This is a genomic window from Paraburkholderia sp. GAS41, assembly GCF_050436545.1.
Taxonomy (GTDB): domain Bacteria; phylum Pseudomonadota; class Gammaproteobacteria; order Burkholderiales; family Burkholderiaceae; genus Paraburkholderia.
Genome location: NZ_JBNDMK010000010.1, coordinates 172,261 through 189,133 on the forward strand (window position 1 = coordinate 172,261; position 16,873 = coordinate 189,133).

The 16,873-nt window shown below is 63.6% G+C and carries 13 protein-coding genes; 8 read left to right on the forward strand and 5 right to left on the reverse strand.

Going from position 1 to position 16,873, the window contains the following annotated elements:
* Positions 1-221 precede the first annotated feature (221 nt).
* Positions 222-725, forward strand: a complete 504-nt coding sequence (locus P3T43_RS16380; protein WP_429282078.1) for an OmpA family protein — start codon at positions 222-224, stop codon at positions 723-725.
* Positions 726-849: 124 nt separating this feature from the next.
* On the opposite strand, the gene P3T43_RS16385 is transcribed toward P3T43_RS16380, so the two are convergent.
* Positions 850-2,706 carry a hypothetical protein gene (locus P3T43_RS16385; protein ID WP_429282079.1) on the reverse strand — a complete coding sequence of 619 codons (1,857 nt, stop codon included), beginning with the start codon at positions 2,704-2,706 and terminating at the stop codon, positions 850-852.
* 251 nt (positions 2,707-2,957) lie between these two features.
* Here P3T43_RS16385 and P3T43_RS16390 point away from each other — a divergent pair, with 251 nt between their 5' ends.
* Positions 2,958-3,221, forward strand: coding sequence for a hypothetical protein (locus P3T43_RS16390; protein WP_429282080.1), 264 nt, complete (start codon positions 2,958-2,960; stop codon positions 3,219-3,221).
* A 204-nt stretch (positions 3,222-3,425) separates the two neighbouring features.
* Here the strand turns inward: P3T43_RS16390 and htpG are convergent, their stop codons facing one another.
* Positions 3,426-5,324 (reverse strand): molecular chaperone HtpG, encoded by a 1,899-nt coding sequence (gene htpG, locus P3T43_RS16395; RefSeq protein WP_429282081.1) that lies wholly within the window; start codon positions 5,322-5,324, stop codon positions 3,426-3,428.
* Positions 5,325-5,480: 156 nt separating this feature from the next.
* Positions 5,481-6,938, reverse strand: coding sequence for a PLP-dependent aminotransferase family protein (locus P3T43_RS16400; protein ID WP_429282132.1), 1,458 nt, complete (start codon positions 6,936-6,938; stop codon positions 5,481-5,483).
* 245 nt (positions 6,939-7,183) lie between these two features.
* Here P3T43_RS16400 and P3T43_RS16405 point away from each other — a divergent pair, with 245 nt between their 5' ends.
* From P3T43_RS16405 to P3T43_RS16430, 6 genes are all read left to right on the forward strand, one after another.
* Complete coding sequence (locus P3T43_RS16405) at positions 7,184-7,882, forward strand: VOC family protein (RefSeq protein WP_429282133.1); 699 nt, start codon at positions 7,184-7,186, stop codon at positions 7,880-7,882.
* Between the two features lie 135 nt (positions 7,883-8,017).
* Positions 8,018-9,214, forward strand: a complete 1,197-nt coding sequence (locus P3T43_RS16410; RefSeq protein ID WP_429282082.1) for a PLP-dependent aminotransferase family protein — start codon at positions 8,018-8,020, stop codon at positions 9,212-9,214.
* A 45-nt stretch (positions 9,215-9,259) separates the two neighbouring features.
* Entirely contained in the window at positions 9,260-9,724 is a 465-nt protein-coding gene (locus P3T43_RS16415; RefSeq protein ID WP_429282083.1) for a RidA family protein, read from the forward strand.
* A gap of 172 nt (positions 9,725-9,896) precedes the next feature.
* Positions 9,897-10,781 (forward strand): PhzF family phenazine biosynthesis protein, encoded by an 885-nt coding sequence (locus tag P3T43_RS16420; RefSeq protein ID WP_429282084.1) that lies wholly within the window; start codon positions 9,897-9,899, stop codon positions 10,779-10,781.
* 471 nt (positions 10,782-11,252) lie between these two features.
* The gene (locus P3T43_RS16425; protein WP_429282085.1) at positions 11,253-13,619 is read left to right on the forward strand and encodes a bifunctional diguanylate cyclase/phosphodiesterase; all 2,367 of its coding nucleotides are present in this window, start codon (positions 11,253-11,255) and stop codon (positions 13,617-13,619) included.
* A gap of 155 nt (positions 13,620-13,774) precedes the next feature.
* Entirely contained in the window at positions 13,775-14,983 is a 1,209-nt protein-coding gene (locus P3T43_RS16430; RefSeq protein WP_429282134.1) for a chromate transporter, read from the forward strand.
* A 40-nt stretch (positions 14,984-15,023) separates the two neighbouring features.
* Here the strand turns inward: P3T43_RS16430 and P3T43_RS16435 are convergent, their stop codons facing one another.
* Both P3T43_RS16435 and P3T43_RS16440 read right to left on the reverse strand, forming a co-directional pair.
* Positions 15,024-16,052: a histone deacetylase family protein gene (locus P3T43_RS16435; RefSeq protein WP_429282086.1), complete on the reverse strand. Its 1,029-nt coding sequence runs from the start codon at positions 16,050-16,052 to the stop codon at positions 15,024-15,026.
* Between the two features lie 206 nt (positions 16,053-16,258).
* Positions 16,259-16,717: a CopD family protein gene (locus P3T43_RS16440; RefSeq protein WP_429282087.1), complete on the reverse strand. Its 459-nt coding sequence runs from the start codon at positions 16,715-16,717 to the stop codon at positions 16,259-16,261.
* Positions 16,718-16,873: the final 156 nt, after the last annotated feature.

Below are 16,873 nucleotides of genomic sequence, written 5' to 3' on the forward strand. Positions count from 1 at the left end.
GATGCTTATGTTCGCGGACCACTCATAGGTTCCCCGTTGCCCCGCGCCCGAACTGACCCGCGTCAATGCATGGGTCGCTTTCGGATAGGTCTGATTCTCCGCCCACTGCCTCTCGCGATAAAAGATCGGGGCATTTGCAAAGTCGGCGCGCCGCGCACCTCGGTGTCATTCACGTCTCGCGGGCGCGCCATGTGATCAGATCCTGAAGGAGAAGAGCAAAGATGAGAACATCCCTGCGTGTATCGGCGTGCGCCATCGCTATCGTAGTTCTGGCGGGCTGCGCAGCGCCGCTGAATCGCGCGAAAGAGACTTCGTTGAACGAGGCGGTCGGCATCGAAGTGAAGCCCGTCGCTGACGGCGTCTCGGTCAAGTTGCCCGAAACCGCCCTGTTCGACTTCGGCAAGTCCGAGATACGTCCCGATGCGGCGGCGGTGATCAACCGCTCGGCGGTCTTGCTCAATCGCAGCAAGAAGCCCATTCTGGTCGAGGGCTACACCGACAACGTCGGCACGCTCGACTACAATCAGCAACTCTCGGAAAGCCGTGCGACGGCGGCGGGCTACGCACTGGTGGCGCGCGGCGTGACAATCGGGCGCATCCGCACCAAGGGCAACGCCTACAACAACCCGGTGGCAACCAACGACACGCCTGAGGGTCGCGCGCTCAACCGGCGCACGGAGATCCTCGTGCGCGGCGAAACCATGGATACCTTGATGGGACGCTAGTACAAAAGAGCGTGCGAGTTGTCTACTGGCGCGGCGCAAAACGCGCCGCCCTCAACCTCGTTGTCCTGGTTCTGTTTCATCTACGCGCGAGCTGTCAGGCGTGCGTGTCTTCTGCGAATTTCGATCATTCGTGTCCGACAACGCGTGCGCTTTCTTGCGCCCCGGACGCGCCGCCGTGTGCCATCTCCCGCAGACGCGCCGCGACTCGCTCGACCACTGGCGCCCACGCGCCCGGCCGTGGTTGCCGGAACAGTTCAACGGAGTCGTACCAGGCTTGCGTTTCAGCGTTGCCCCAGCACCAGTGCGAGACATGGTCGAGCATCGCCAGCACCGGACGGCCCAATGCGCCTCCGAGGTGCAACGGCGCGCTATCGATGGTGACCACGGCATCTAGCGCAGCGACATGCGCCGCGACATCGTCGAAGCCCGCCTCATAGAGGCCGCTCAGGTCATGCACGCGATAGCCCTCGGCCGTCATGCCCGCGACGTCTGCGTGCTGGCCGGGCGTCAGCGGATAGAACACCACCTTGGGCAGAGCAAGAACCGGCGCCAACGCCGTCCATGCAATCGAACGTTTCCCATCTCGACGGTGGGTGGGGCTTCCGGACCAGACAAGGCCAACGTGGAGCGTGGCGTCAGTGTTTGCGAGCCGCGCTTTCGTCTGCCATTGCGCCAGCCTGTGCGCGTCCGCTTGCAGGTACGCGCCACCTTGCACCTGGTCCGGCTGCAAGCCGAGCGTGTGCGCCATGCTCATCATCGGCAAGCCGTAGTCGGGCTTGCCGAGCGGACCGTCTTCTATGGACACGCAGTCGGCATAAAAACGCGCGAACAGCGGCTGCAGCGGCCGCCGCACCGCCAGCACCAGGCGTCCGCCTTCATCCCACACGCGCGCCGCCAGCGCCGGCAGGAAGCGCACCATCTGGATGTCGTCGCCATTGCCCTGCTCGCTATGGACGACGAGCGTCTTGCCCGCAAGCGGCTCGCCGCGCCAGCGTGGACACAGCCGCGCCATCACGCTGACCACGTTGTTCGCTTCGCGGTCGTCACGGCTCAGCCGTGCTTCGAAGCGCGGCCACGCGGTCGACCAGTCGCTGCGGCGCAATTCGAGATCGGCCAGATCGATGGCGGGTTGTGCCGCGTTCGGGTCGAGGGCAAGCGCAGCATGCAGCGCCGTTTCGCTTTCGGCGTAGCGCGCCTGTTCAGCCAGATACTGACCGATGGCGGTCATCACAGCGACGTTGCCCGGCGCGGCTGCATCGACGGCACGCATCGTCGCCTCAGCCGCGGCCGCGTCATCGCGCTGCCACTGCGCGTGGCTCAATTGCCAGGCCATTTCTGTATCAGCGGGATGCTTCGCGAGTACAGCACGACATACGCGCTCAACCGTATCCCAATCGCGGATCTCCCGAAAAGCGAGCACGAGATGCAACGGCAATAACGGATGAATCTCCGGATCCAATTCATAGGCACGCACCAGCGCTTCACGGCGTTCAGCGTCTACCTCGGCTCCCGCCTGCTCCCCGGCCACGGACGCGAGCGCCACGGCCAGCCACCACGGTGCGCGCGCATCGTGCGGTGCGCGCTGAGCGTAGGCGCGCAGAAGATGCGCCGCAGCCGAATAAGCGCGACAGCGGTCGATCAACCCGACAATCCATTCAAGCGTCAGCGCTTCGGGTTGGACCGCGACGGCCAGTTCGCTGTAGTGCTTCGCGACGTTCTGCTTGCCCAGTGCATCAGCAAACAGGGCAAGCCGCGCATAACGGCCGCCGCTAGTGGACTTCCCCTGACCGAGCGATGCACTGTGATACGCCTGCTCGAAATGCCCTGCGCTCGCGCACAGGTCGGCGTGAATCTGCGGCGTCGTACCGTCGTGTGCGAGCGCGACCGCGCACTGCTGGGCGGCGTCGAAGCCTTCCTGAGACAGGATGGACCACACGAGATGCACGGGATCGGCCGGCGTGGCCAAGTTTGTTTCGGACATGAGGAGAACCAGGAAGTGACGATGAGACGTCCGTTCGCCGCCCGAGTCCGTTGAAGTCATTTGAAGATCGATCGGGCGTCCGAAGCCGGACCGCCGAAGAATAGGACGAAATCCCGCGACCGCATCTCATATTCAAATCTCAAATTAATGCCGTTGATAACTTTTATTTAGTCAACCATACTGATTTTTCGTTTGGCCGAACGAAACCACCTCTTTAAGCCGCTTTAAGAAAAATCGCAAAGGAGTTGAAGTTGAATCAGAACGGAAAAGAAACCTCCAATCGCATCGCGCATCTGGCCGCCGTCGTGCTTGCACGGCACAGTTCGTTTCACCTGGAAAAGGAACTGGCGGGCTCTGCGCTCGCGCAACATCACACGTCCAAACAGACGAGCGCCGCCATTGGCAGCCTGGCGGCAAAGGTATTGGCCGACCACAACGCCTGTACGGAAGCGAAAGAGCTGGCCGGCTCCGTGCTCGCACAGGTTCGTCAGCACGGGCACGCTCCGGCGCGTTAAGCAAAAAACGCTAACCGGCCGGTAGGCGGTCAACGAGTCGTCAATAACCGGCTAACAAGTGCTCAAGAGGCACCCGCCAGGCAGCGGTTCATCCACACCGCGATTCGCGCAAAAACGCGCGCCACTGCACCGGGCAAAAAAATGCGCTGCCAGAAGCAGCGCATTTTCTCCACCATCTGACGCGTCAAAAACCGCGTCTCAAACTCAACCCGCGCGAGCCAGCAACAAAGCGTTGGTGCGCTTGACGAAGCTAGCCGGATCTTCCAGCGCGCCGCCTTCCGCGAGCAGCGCCTGATCGAACAACAGGTGACACCAGTCGTCGAAGTTCGCGCTATCCGCGTGCAGGCCCTTCACCAGCGCGTGCTCCGGATTCACTTCCAGAATCGGATGTGCCGACGGCGCCTGCTGCCCCGCCGCCTTCAGCATGCGTTGCAGGTAGCCGCTCATCTCGCCATCGTCGGCCACGAGGCATGACGGCGAATCGGTCAGGCGGAACGTGAGACGCACATCCTTCGCCTTGTCCTTCAGCGCTTCCTTCATTTTCTCGACGAGCGGTTTGAGTTCTTCGCTGACCTTTTCCTGCGCCTGCTTTTCCTCGTCGTTCAACGCGCCCAGATCGAGATCGCCACGCGCGACGCTCTGCAGCGGCTTGCCGTCGAACTCGTTCAGGAACGACAGCATCCATTCGTCGACGCGATCGGTCAGCAGCAGCACTTCCACGCCCTTCTTGCGGAACACTTCAAGGTGCGGGCTATGGGTCGCAGCCTGGAACGTATCGGCCGTGACGTAATAGATCTTGGTCTGCTCGGGCTTCATGCGCGCGACGTAATCCGCGAGCGACACGTTCTGCTCCGGCGAGTCGGTATGCGTCGAGGCAAAGCGGATCAGTTTGGCGATACGATCCTTGTTGGCGAAGTCTTCGCCGACGCCTTCTTTCAGCGCCTGACCGAATTCCTTCCAGAAGGTCGCATACTTTTCGCGTTCGGCTTCGTTCTCTGAATTAGCCAGCTCTTCGAGCATCGACAGCGAACGCTTCGTCACGCCTTCGCGGATCGCCTTCACGTCGCGGCTTTCCTGCAGGATTTCACGCGACACATTCAGCGGCAGATCGCTCGAATCGACCACACCCTTCACGAAACGCAGGTACGTGGGCAGCAATTGCTCGGCGTCGTCCATGATGAACACGCGCTTCACATACAGCTTCAGCCCGCCGCGATGCTCGCGGTTCCACATATCGAACGGCGCCGCGGCCGGCACGTACAGCAGTTGCGTATATTCGCTGCGGCCTTCGACGCGGTTATGCGTCCACGTCAGCGGATCCTGATGGTCGTGCGACAGGTGCTGATAGAACTGCTTGTACTGCTCTTCGGTGATGTCGTTCTTCGACCGGGTCCACAGGGCGCTCGCCTGGTTGACGGTCTCGTCCTCGTCCTTCGTGACCATCTCGCTCTTTTCCGCGTCCCATTCTTCCTTCTTCATCAGGATGGGCAGCGCGACGTGGTCCGAATACTTCTGGATGATCGACTTCAGGCGATGCGACGACAGCAGCTCGTCTTCTTCCGCGCGCAGGTGCAGCGTAATGGTCGTGCCGCGCTGCGCACGCTCGATGGTTTCGACGGCGAAATCGCCCTCGCCGGCGCTTTCCCAGCGCACGCCTTCAGCAGCCGTCAGACCGGCGCGGCGCGTTTCAACCGTGATCTTGTCCGCGACGATGAAGCCCGAATAGAAACCCACGCCGAACTGGCCGATCAGCGCCGCATCTTTCTGCTGGTCGCCGGACAGCTTGCCGAAGAATTCCTTGGTGCCCGAACGGGCGATCGTGCCGAGGTGCGAGACGGCTTCGTCGCGGCTCATGCCGATACCGTTGTCGTCGATCGTGACGGTGCGGGCGGCCTTGTCGTAGGACACGCGAATCCGCAGATTCGGATCGTTCTCGTACAGCGCGTTGTTTTCGATCGCTTCGAAGCGCAGCTTATCGGCCGCATCCGAGGCGTTCGAGATCAGCTCACGCAGAAAAATTTCCTTGTTGCTGTACAGCGAATGAATCATCAGTTGCAGAAGCTGTTTCACTTCTGCCTGAAAGCTCATGGTTTCTTGGGCCATGGTCGGACGTCCTCTCTGTGTGTTGCGGTTGATTCGGGGCAAGCGTGACCGGCGGTGCCCGCAGTTCGGGCGCGCGCCGCGGGTGTTCGAACCTGCGGCTCAGGCGGCCGTCCACGCGGCGGATCAGGCGGCTAGTTGGGTACTATCGGCATGATTTCAAGAGGCGCGCCGCGCGACGCCGTCCAGATAGCGGCACAGAAAGGCCGACAGCGCCGGATCGCCGCAATTGGCGACGTTAAAGCGCGTCCAGCTCGATGGCGACTGCTGCGGCGAAAACAGGCTGCCCGGCGTCAGCAGAAAGCCCGCTTCGTGCCCGGCGGCGGCCAGCATGTCGGAATCGACGCCGGTGTCGGCCCACAGGAACATCCCCGCCCCCGGCGTATGAAACAGCTTCAGACCGGTCTTTTCCAGCATCCGCGCCGCCTTGTCGCGCACGCCGTCGAGGCGCGCGCGCAGCCGTTCCACGTGACGCCGGTAATGACCTTCGGTGAGGATCTTGTAAAGCACACGCTCGTTCAGTTCCGGACTCGTCATGCCCACCAGCATTTTCTGATCCGTGACGGCCTTCGCCACCTCCGGCGCGCAGGCAATGAAGCCGACCCGCAGATTGGCCGCCAGCGTCTTCGAAAAGCTGCCCAGGTAAATCACGCGCTTCAACTGGTCGAGGCTCGCGAGGCGCGTGGCCGGGAAGCCCGGCGGGCAGAGGTCGCCGTAAATATCGTCCTCGACGACGATGAAGTCGTATTCCTCCGCCAGACGCAGGATGCGGAACGCCTGCGCGGCGGTGAGCGAGGTGCCGGTGGGGTTCTGCAACACCGAATTGATCACCAGCATCTTCGGGCGCCACTGCTGCACCAGCGTTTCAAGCGCATCGAGATCGGGGCCGTCCGGCGTGTACGGCACGCCGACGAGACGCGCGCCCTGCGACGCGAAGCGCCCGAACATCTGGAACCAGGCCGGATCGCCGACGATCACCGCGTCGCCCGGTTGCACGAAAATGCGCGCGATCAGGTCGATGGCCTGGGTAATCCCCGAGGTCAGCACGATCTGCTCCGGCGAGGCGCCTATTTCCAGCTCTTCGAGCCGCGTCTGCAACTGCTGGCGCAGCGGCAGAAAGCCTTGCGGCGTGCCGAAGCCGAGCATTTGCGCGCCGCTTTGCCGGCCGAGCGTGCGCAGCGCGCCGGTAATCAGCTCTCCGTCGAGCCAGCGGCTCGGCAGATAGCCGAGACCGGGGCCGCGTTCCGGCCGGGTCGAGGTCTGCAGCATGTTGCGCAGCAGCCAGACGACGTCGATCGTATTCGAGGGCGGCGCGGCCTCGGCATGCTGGCGGCGCTCGCCGGGCATGGGGGCGGCCAGCCGTTCGCGTACGTAAAAGCCGGAGCCGCGCCGCGAATCCAGGTAACCCTGCGCGACCAGCCGTTCGTAAGCCTCCACCACCGTAAAGCGCGACACGCCCTTATCCAGTGCCAGCTTGCGGATCGACGGCATGCGCATGCCGGCGCGAAACACCCGCTCCTCGATGCGGCGGCGCGCCCATTGGACGAGCTGATCCACCAGCGTGAGCGACGAGGCGTCGTTCGGGGCGGGAATCTTGTCGAGCGCGTGGTCAGGCATGGGGTCAACGGCGGCGGGCATGGCGGGCTCCAACTGTACCGAACACTATCGGGACGATTGTACCGTTACTGTGCAGGAGCCCGGCGTTACATTTGATTGGAAACTCGCGCCCGGATACCGCGAGGACGCAGCAACCGGTTATGCTTACGGCCCCGGCGCATGTCGCATCCGCGTTTCGCCTCCATGGTCAGCCCGATGCCGCAGGCCTGCCTGCCTCACCGCAGAATCCGACTTTCTTCACCACCATGACTGCTCACTCGCTCCGACTCGACCACCTCGTCGTCTCTGCCCGCACGCTCGACGAGGGCTGCCAGTACGTCGCCGATACGCTCGGCGTGGCGCCGGCGGGCGGTGGCGCGCATCCGCTGATGCGCACCCACAACCGGCTGCTGAATCTGTGGGGCGGCGTGTATCTCGAGGTGATCGCAGTCGATCCGGACGCCGAGGCGCCCGCGAACGGTGTCGAAGCGCGCCCGCGTCTCTTCGCGCTCGACGCCCCGCAGACCGCGGCGCGGCTCGCCAGCGGGCCGTATCTGTCGCACTGGGTGGTGCGCGTCGAACGGCCCAAGGATCTGCCGCGCTGGCAGGCGCAATATCCGCAGCGCATCCCGCCGGTCGTGCCGATGAGCCGCGGCGCCTTCACGTGGGGGCTGTCCGTGCCGGATGATGGCGCCTTCCCCAGCTGGCAAGGCGCCGGCGACGGTATCCTGCCAACGCTGATCCAGTGGGACACGCCGGATCACCCGTCCGCTGTCCTGCCCGAAACCGAACTGGCATTGAAGTCGCTGAAGGCGGTTCACCCGCAGGCCGAAACGGTCATCGCGCAGTTGCGTTGGCTCGGCGCGGCGCACCTGATCGAGGTCCGCGCGCCGGACGAAGCTTCAGGCGCCGCGGAGCTGAGCGCGGAATTCGACACCCCCAGCGGGCTGCGTACGCTGAAGTAGTAACACGAGCGCCCGGGGCGCCTCAGTAGTAGTACCGAGGCGCAGCGCGCCTCAACAGCCGCGCGGAGTCGGCCGACTCGCGCGATAATTGAAGTTTTTGACGAATCTGATCCAGCACTAGCTGTCGAGGAAACCATGGACCAAAGCGACCTTCAAGCCCCCGTGTGGCAACTTTCCGAACGCGCACGCAAGCTCACCAGCTCGGCGATTCGCGAAATCCTGAAGGTCACCGAACGGCCGGAAGTCATTTCGTTCGCGGGCGGCCTGCCGTCCCCGGCCACCTTCCCCGCTGAACGGATGCGCGAAGCTTCGGACCGGATCCTGCGCGATTCGCCTGCGGCCGCACTGCAGTACAGCGCGACCGAAGGCTACCTGCCGCTGCGCGAATGGATCGCGGCACGCTACTCGGTGAACGGCGCGCAAATCCGCGCCTCCCAGGTGCTGATCACGACCGGCTCGCAACAGGCGCTCGATCTGCTCGGCAAGGTGCTGATCTGCCCGGACAGCCCGGTGCTGGTCGAAACGCCGACCTACCTGGGCGCGCTGCAGTCGTTCTCGATGTACGAGCCGCGCTACGTCCAGGTGGCAACCGACGACAACGGCCTGATCCCCGAGGCCCTCACCCCCGAGCTGACGGCCGGCGCGCGCCTGCTGTACGCACAGCCGAATTTCCAGAACCCGACCGGCCGGCGCCTGCCGATCGAACGTCGCCGCGCACTCGCCGAACTGGCGAAGACCGCTGCGTTCCCGGTCATCGAAGACGATCCGTACGGCGCGCTCGATTACGCGGGCGAACCGCTGCCCACCATGCTGTCGATGGCGCCGAACCACATCGTGCATCTCGGCTCGTTCTCGAAGGTGCTCGCGCCGGGTCTGCGCATCGGCTACGTGATTGCCCCTGAAGAACTACACTTCAAGCTGGTCCAGGCCAAGCAGGCCACCGACCTGCACACGCCGAGCTTCACGCAACGCATCGTGCACGAGGTCGTGAAAGACGGTTTTCTCGACACGCACGTGCCGACCATTCGCGCGCTGTACCGCGACCAGTGCGCGGCGATGCTGGCCGCGCTCGAACGCTTCATGCCGCAAGGCGTGAGCTGGAACCGTCCCGAAGGCGGCATGTTCGTGTGGGTCACCTTGCCTGCGCACATCAACAGCATGAAGCTGCTCGAAGAGGCAGTCGCACAGAATGTTGCGTTCGTGCCGGGTGGTCCGTTCTATGCCGACGAGGCTCAGCACAACACGCTGCGCCTGTCGTTCGTAACGGTGCCGCCTGCCAGGATCGACGAAGGCGTGGCGCGCCTCGCCGAGCTCATCCGCGCGCGCGTTTGACCCCGCTACGCCAGGACCTCTTCACCCTATTCACGAGGACATGCCATGACTCAAGCAAACGTGTATGACAAGCTGAAGGAACTGGGCATCGAACTGCCCGCCGCCGGCGCACCCGCCGCGGCTTACGTGATGAGCGCGCAAAGCGGCAACACGGTGTATCTGTCGGGCCACATTGCCAAGAAGGACGGCAAGGTGTGGGCCGGCAAGCTCGGCGCCAACCTCACCACCGAGGAAGGCAAGGTCGCCGCCCGTTCGATCGCCATCGATCTGCTGGCCACGCTGCACGCTCACGTGGGCGATCTGAATCGCGTCAAGCGCATCGTCAAACTGATGAGCCTCGTGAACTCGACGCTCGAGTTCACCGAGCAGCATCTCGTCACCAACGGCGCGTCCGAACTGGTCGCCGATGTGTTCGGCGAGCGCGGCAAACATGCACGCTCGGCGTTCGGCGTCGCGCAGATTCCGCTGGGCGCCTGCGTTGAGATCGAGATGATCGCGGAGGTCGAATAGTCCTTCTGGTTGTTGCGTTATTTGTTGCGTTAGCTGTCACGCGTCGTGCGGTGCTGAGTCGCCCACGGCGCGTTTTGTTTTGCTTCACAAATTATGACGCACCGCCTGTAGCTGGGACCCCGATCGCACAGTAGAATCGGCGCGTTGCACTACTGAATGGTTACCAGATCCGATGCCCGCTCAAACTGTCCGCTTCAAACAGGTCGACGTCTTCACTGCGGTACCGTTCAAGGGTAATCCGCTTGCCGTGGTGTTCGACGCCGACGGTCTCGACGACACCCAGATGCAGGGCATCGCCCGTTGGACGAATCTGTCCGAGACCACCTTCCTCGTCAAACCGACCGAGCCGGCTGCGGACTATCGCGTGCGCATCTTCACCACGCATGGCGAATTGCCGTTCGCGGGCCATCCTACCCTGGGCACCGCGCACGCTTTGCGCGAGAGCGGGTACCAACCCAAAGTCCCAGGCAAGCTGATCCAGCAATGCGGCGCCGGCCTCGTGGAACTGAGCGAGCAGCAAGACGGCGCGTGGGCCTTCGCCGCGCCGCCGTCACGCGTCACACCGTTGCCGGAAGAGCTGTACGGGACGCTCACCGCCGCGCTGCGCAGCGACGCTGTCGATTTCAGCGCGACACCCTGTGGCATGGATAACGGCGCGCCGTGGCTGACCGTGCGTGTCAATTCCGCGGCAGCTTGCCTCGCCATCCAGGCCGATGCCGCGCTACTCGCACGCGTGGTCGAAGCAGTGGGCGCGCATGGAATTGCCGTCTATGGTCCGCATGAAACCAACGGCCCCGCCACCTTCGAAGTGCGCTGCCTGATGGTGGGCGGCAACCTCGGCGTGGGAGAAGATCCGGTCACCGGCAGCGCAAACGCGGCACTCGCGCAACTTCTGAGCGCACAGCAGCGTCGGCCGGGGCTCTCGTACACGGTACGCCAGGGCACCGTGATCGGCCGGGCCGGTCAGGTATCCGTACGCTATGACGACACAGCCGGCAAGACATGGATAGGCGGATCGGCGGTCACGGTGGTGGACGGGACATTCCGACTCCCCTGATCGGCAGCATCGGGCCGCACCGCGCGCATTGCATGCAAAAAACACCCGCGCGGCGAACGCCCCATTAGACCAAGCTTGTCCACAAAACGCCTCGTCAGGACAACTCGATGTCGTACGGATGTAACGATGTTCGACTGCACTCACGTGCAGAGGCCGCCCTCGACCGATGAATCCCTCCAAAACGCGCGCCCCGCGTGGCTTTGGTCAGCGCTGCCCTACCCAGGGAAAACAGGCCCCACGCACACCTGAAGAGTCGCGCGTATACCCGCAGCGTCGGCTCTTCCTTAATCCAGTGGCATTCAGTAATATCGAAACGTATTAGATGGCCCACGGACGGTCTGGCACGACGCCACGCTCTCTCCTCCTGCGCAGCAGCCTCGGCACCCCGCTCACCATGCAGCCAATCTCGAAACCAGCGCAGTCCATGTACACGAAGCCGCTGCGCAACGGCACACGGGACTGCTCTTCCCGATGAGTCAGCACCGCTTCTTTGCTGCACGCGATGCACGGCACCGCCCGGACACGGTTGCGCCACGCCGCCGCGCGTTACTGGCGATTCCCGCGCTCGGCGTGCTGGTGCTGATCCTGCTATGGGCGGTGATTTTCGCGCGCCTGTCGGTCGAGAAAGACGCCACCTCGCGTGAGGCCATGGCCTCCGCCGCCATCCTCTCGGGCGCACTCGAACAGCATACGGTCAAGGCGATCCATCAGGTAGACCAGATCACGCGCTTTGTTAAATACGAGTTCGAGAAAACGCCGGACCATTTCGATCTCGCCAGCACGGTTGAAAAAGGCGTGGTGCAGAGCGACACGCTGGTGCAGGTGTCGATCATCGACGAACACGGTCTGCTTGTTTCAAACACGGCCGAGCAGAATCCGAAGCAGATCGACCTGTCCGACCGCGAGCACTTCAAGGTCCACGAGCACGAGAACGACGACAATCTCTACATCAGCAAGCCGGTGCTCGGCCGTGTCTCGGGACAATGGACGCTGCAGATGACGCGCCGGCTGAATCACCCGGACGGCTCGTTTGCCGGTGTCGTGGTGGTGTCGGAAGACCCGAGCTACTTCACGAGCGACTTCTATAACAACGCGGCGATCGGCCGCGACGGCGTGATCGCGGTGATCTCGGACAACGGCACCGTGCTCGCCCGCCGCACCGGCAACGCCGACTCCGCCAGCAGCAAGTTCTCCGCGAGCGGCTCGTACCCGAGCTCCGAGCATGTCTCGGGCACCTATGTCGATTCGATCGACAATGTCACGCGCATCTTCTCGTACCGGCATATCGACGGTTATCCGCTCGGCGTGCTGGTGGGCCTGTCGCAAGCCGAGGAGTTCGCCGACTACAACCACACGCGCAACGTCTACCTGTTGATGGCGGGCTTCATCTCGCTCGCCATGCTCAGCTTCTTCGCGGTGGCCACCGGCCTGATCGGCAAGCTGCTCGGCCGCGAGCGCGAGATGACACATCTGGTCGAGTACGACCTGCTGACCGGTCTGCGCAACCGCTACGCCACGCTGCAGAGCCTGCGCCACGACGTCGCCAATCCGGCGAACCTGGGGCGGCTCGCCATCCTCTTTATCGATCTGGATAACTTCAAGACCGTCAACGATACGCTCGGCCACAACGCCGGCGACATCGTCCTGCAGATGACGGCCACGCGGCTCGTCGATGCGGTCGGCGACGACGGCGCGCTCAGCCGCATCGGCGGTGACGAGTTCGTGGTGGTGATCAAGGGCGAAGAGGTCGAAAAGCGCGCCGTCGATCTCGCGGAAGCGGCGGCGGAAGTCTTCGCCAAACCGTTCGAAGTGCGCGGCAGTGCCTTCGTGCTGCATGCGAGCATTGGCATCGCGCTCTACTCCGTGCCGAACGAGAGCGAAATCGACCTGCTGAAGAAAGCCGACCTCGCCATGTACAGCGCGAAAGACGCCGGCAAGAACTGCTATCAGTTCTACTCGCCGCAACTCTCGCACCGCGCCGATCATCTGATGAAGTGGGAGCAGCAACTGCGTGTCGCGCTCGCCGAAGGTCAGCTGTTCCTCGCGTACCAGCCGAAGATCGATCTCACGCGCCGTTGCATCACCGGCTTTGAAGCACTGGTGCGCTGGAATCATCCGCAGCATGGCTTGATCCCGGCCAACGAGTTCATTCCGGTGGCCGAATCGACCGGCCTGATCGTGCCGATCGGCGACTTCGTGATCGAGACCGCGTGCCGTCAACTGGCGGTGTGGCAGCAGCAGGGCTACGACACGCTGTCGCTGGCGGTGAACATCTCGGCTGTGCAGTTCTGGCGCGGCGATCTCTACGAAACCATTTCGCAGGCGATCGAGGAAACCGGCATCTCCGCGCGCCGCCTCGAACTCGAGATCACCGAGACCGCGATGATGGAGTATCCCGAACTCGTTTCGGAAAAGGTCTTCGCGCTCAAGCGTCTCGGCGTGCGCATCGCACTGGACGACTTCGGTACCGGCTATTCATCGCTGTCCTACCTGAACCGCTTTTCGGTGGACACGCTGAAGGTGGATCGTTCGTTCGTGCAGGCGATTCCTGGCGATCGCAGCGTCTGCGTGATGGTCACCGCCATCGTGAATCTGGCGCGCTCGCTCGGGCTAACCGTGGTGGTCGAAGGCACCGAGACGGAAGAACAGATCGCCTGGCTCGCGGCGCTCGGTCATATCGAAGCGCAGGGTTTCCTGTTTTCCCGCCCCGTTCCGGTCGACGCCATTCCGGCGTTGCTCGAACGCTTCGGCGTATGCGGCATGGCCGAGCGGCGCGGTGCACGCGAACCGGCAGCGGACAGCGCCGGCGCCACCTCCAGCAGCGGACAATCCGCCTGAGCCTGCCAGCATGGCGGCGCGCAGGCGCAAAAAACCGAATATATTCAAGAGTACTGAAGCATCGCACGCGCCTTCCCGGCCACGCAGGGCGCGCATGACAACAACACGGCCTCCCAACTTCAGCATGTCCGGCGTGACCCGGCGTGCAGACCGTCATGTACATGTCGAGCAGCGAAAACGCGATTGCGCGAGGTGAGCGGGAACCGCTATGGACGCTGTTCCGGGTCGTGTGCGGCCTGTCGGCGCTGTCGTGGGGTGGTCTCGCGCTCATGGCGCAACTCGAAAACCACTATGTCGAACGCGAAGGCCGCTTGTCGCGGGTCGCCTTCTCCGATCTGATCGCGCTTGCGTGGATGGTACCTGGGCCAGTGGGTTGCAACGTCGCCGTGCAGGTCGGTCACGCGTTACGCGGACGTTCCGGGGCGTGGATCGCCGGCATCGCCAGTGTGCTGCCCTTCTTCATGCTGATGACGTTGTTCGCAATCTTTTACCGCACGCCCTTCGTACGCGCGGTGGCCTCGCAAACCCTCCTCAATCACTTCAGCGTCGTGCTCGGCACACTGATCGGCGTCACCTGGTACAAGCAGACCCGCGTGCTCGTGCGCAGCAGGCTGGAGTGGATCGCGGCGTTGCTCGGTTGTGCCACGCTCTTCTATGCACGCAGCCCCGCCGCCTATGTGGGGATGTTAGGCGTGGCGTTCGCGGTGGGCTGGTTCAATAGCCCGACGCGCAAGGAACGGCTCAAGGTTTCGATTGCGCGCAGCGATCTGCACCTGACGGCCGCGCTGTGCCTGCTGCTGACGCTGTTCGCCGTTCCATTGCCGCATCGCTATGAACTCGCGCTGCTATGGCCGCGGCTGGCGGGCGCCGGCATGACCCTGTTTGGCGGCGGCTTTTCCGCGCTGCCGGTGCTCAAGGCATTGTTCGTCGTGCCAGGCGTCGGCGTATCCGATAACGACTTCACGCTGGCATTCTCGCTCTCGCCGCTCTCGCCCGGGCCGCTCCTGAACGTGGTGCCGTTCTTCGGCTACCTCGTCGATGGCTGGCTTGGCGCGCTGATCGCGACACTCGCGCTGTTCGTGCCGTCAGGTTGCCTCGTGGTGATGGCTCAACGCAATCTGCATCAGTTAAAGGCCAATCCGCGTTTCGAGCACGGCATGCGGATTTTGCGCTCGATGACGACGGTGTTCCTCGCGGTCGCCGTGCTGCGCATTGCGCAACGCGTGCCGTTGCAGCCGCAATATCTGGTGACCGCGTTGTTCTCGTGCATGTGCTTCGCCAAGCTCAAGGTGCCGGTGTACATCGTCTACGCAACGGTGGCCGGCGTGTGCGGGCTGTGGCTGGCTTATGCCGCGATGGGGTAGGCGCTCGGCGGACTCAGCGTGCTCGACGCACTCAGCACGCTCAGCGCGCGTGCGTCGACGTGAAGCCGGTGAAGAACGCGCTTGCGTTCACCTCGAGCGTCTCGAGGTGATATCCGCCCTCCTGAACGATCACCGATGGTAAGTCCAACGCACCGATCGCCGTCCCCAGGCGGCCGAAACCTTCGGTCGTGACGGCCACCTTCGATTGCGGATCGTCCTTGTAGATATCGAAGCCGAGCGCCAGGACCAGCGCGTCCGGCTGGAACCGTTTCAGCACCTGCAATGCATCGTCGACCCGCGCGAAGAACAGCGCCTCGGACGAGCCATGCGGCATCGGAAAGTTGACGTTGAAGCCTTCGCCTGAGCCGCTGCCGCGCTCATCCTCGTAGCCCGCCACGACCGGATAGAAATTGGTCGGGTCGCCATGAATCGAGACATACAGGACGTCGTCGCGGCCGTAGAAGATTTCCTGCACGCCCTGGCCGTGATGCATATCGGTATCGAGAATCGCGACGCGTTGGAACTGCTTGCGCAGCGCCTCTGCGGCAATGGCCGCGTTATTCAGGTAGCAGAAACCGCCCGCCGCCGCAGTGCGCGCATGATGGCCGGGAGGGCGGCACAGCGCATAGCTTGCGCGCCCACCGGCGTTGATCACAGCGGCTGCGGCAAGCGCGCTTTGCGCCGACCAGTACGCGGCACGCCACGTATGCTCGCCGATCGGGCAACTTCCGTCGGCCTGATAACGGGCCGCCTGGGCAAGCACGCCGCGCAGCGGGTTCGGCTCGCGCACGTAGATGTTCGACATGACTTCGTCGCCCCAGTCGTCGGGCATTTGCTTCCAAGCGGTGTGCGCTCCTTCGAGAAAGCGCAGGTAGCTCGGATCGTGAACCGCCGAAAGAGCCGCCATGCCGAAATCGGCCGGCTCGCGCACGTCGAAGCCCAGTGACTTCACGGCAGCGACGAGGTGCCCCGCGCGCTCCGGCACTTCCTGCGCCGCACGCATTTGCCCGCGCGACAGATAACGACTCGGACGATGCAGCAGTTGCTCGGGATGGAAGAAAGTTTTCATGTTGACGCCCTGGTTGCCGGCTCGTGTTCCGAACCGTTCGCGGGCAGCGCTTCAGTCCAGCGGCGCGTTGGCTACAGCGCGATTCGCTGGCGAAGCGGCTCGTCAGACCGACGGCTCGAACGGCGGCGCGGATAGGAAAAACGCCGCATGAAAGCGGCGTTTCGATCAAGCGATGATGCAGCAGGTCAGGCGCTGCGGCAAGGGGTCTACAAACCGCCGGCCAGCACGGACACGCCAATTGTCACCACGCCCAGCACCAGATTGACGACCACCAGACGCCGCACGGTGCCGACCGCCCGCGCGCCATCCGGCCAGTTCTGCGCCTGCACGGCGCGGCGGATACGCGGAAACACCGCGAAGCGGATATGCCCAAAAATCAGCATCATTACGATGCCGAGCCCCGCCATGGCATGCAGTTGCCACGACGCGTGCGCGCCGCCGAACTGCGTCAGCATGAAGCCGCCCGACAGCAAAATGATGATGACCGAAGCCGCGACCCAGTTGAAGAAGTGCCCAAATACCGATTCCCATAGCGGCAGACGCAACTGCGGCGACAGGTCGGCGAGCGCCGGGCGCAAACAGAAATGCGCGAATACCATCCCGCCCACCCACACGGCCACACCCAGTAAATGCAAAAAGAGCGCGAGCTCGACGGCTTTGGTCATGTTGTTTCCTCTCTCGATGATGGGCGTGCCGCTTGTCGGCAAAAAGAGTGGACCCCTAAACGACGCTGTCCACGGCCTTGTGCAACGCGGCTAATGACCGCGTTCGACCGCACGTGATTCGTGCAGTTCCGCAGTTCATCGCTTTTCGCCTTCGCT

Coding starts and splice junctions, on each gene's coding strand:
- P3T43_RS16410 (WP_429282082.1), top strand. CDS start 8,018: ATGGACCAAAGCGACCTTCAAGCCCCCGTGTGGCAACTTTCCGAACGC.
- P3T43_RS16400 (WP_429282132.1), bottom strand. CDS start 6,938: ATGCCTGACCACGCGCTCGACAAGATTCCCGCCCCGAACGACGCCTCG.
- P3T43_RS16420 (WP_429282084.1), top strand. CDS start 9,897: ATGCCCGCTCAAACTGTCCGCTTCAAACAGGTCGACGTCTTCACTGCG.
- P3T43_RS16425 (WP_429282085.1), top strand. CDS start 11,253: ATGAGTCAGCACCGCTTCTTTGCTGCACGCGATGCACGGCACCGCCCG.
- P3T43_RS16405 (WP_429282133.1), top strand. CDS start 7,184: ATGACTGCTCACTCGCTCCGACTCGACCACCTCGTCGTCTCTGCCCGC.
- P3T43_RS16430 (WP_429282134.1), top strand. CDS start 13,775: ATGTACATGTCGAGCAGCGAAAACGCGATTGCGCGAGGTGAGCGGGAA.
- P3T43_RS16435 (WP_429282086.1), bottom strand. CDS start 16,052: ATGAAAACTTTCTTCCATCCCGAGCAACTGCTGCATCGTCCGAGTCGT.
- P3T43_RS16440 (WP_429282087.1), bottom strand. CDS start 16,717: ATGACCAAAGCCGTCGAGCTCGCGCTCTTTTTGCATTTACTGGGTGTG.
- P3T43_RS16415 (WP_429282083.1), top strand. CDS start 9,260: ATGACTCAAGCAAACGTGTATGACAAGCTGAAGGAACTGGGCATCGAA.
- htpG (WP_429282081.1), bottom strand. CDS start 5,324: ATGGCCCAAGAAACCATGAGCTTTCAGGCAGAAGTGAAACAGCTTCTG.
- P3T43_RS16385 (WP_429282079.1), bottom strand. CDS start 2,706: ATGTCCGAAACAAACTTGGCCACGCCGGCCGATCCCGTGCATCTCGTG.
- P3T43_RS16380 (WP_429282078.1), top strand. CDS start 222: ATGAGAACATCCCTGCGTGTATCGGCGTGCGCCATCGCTATCGTAGTT.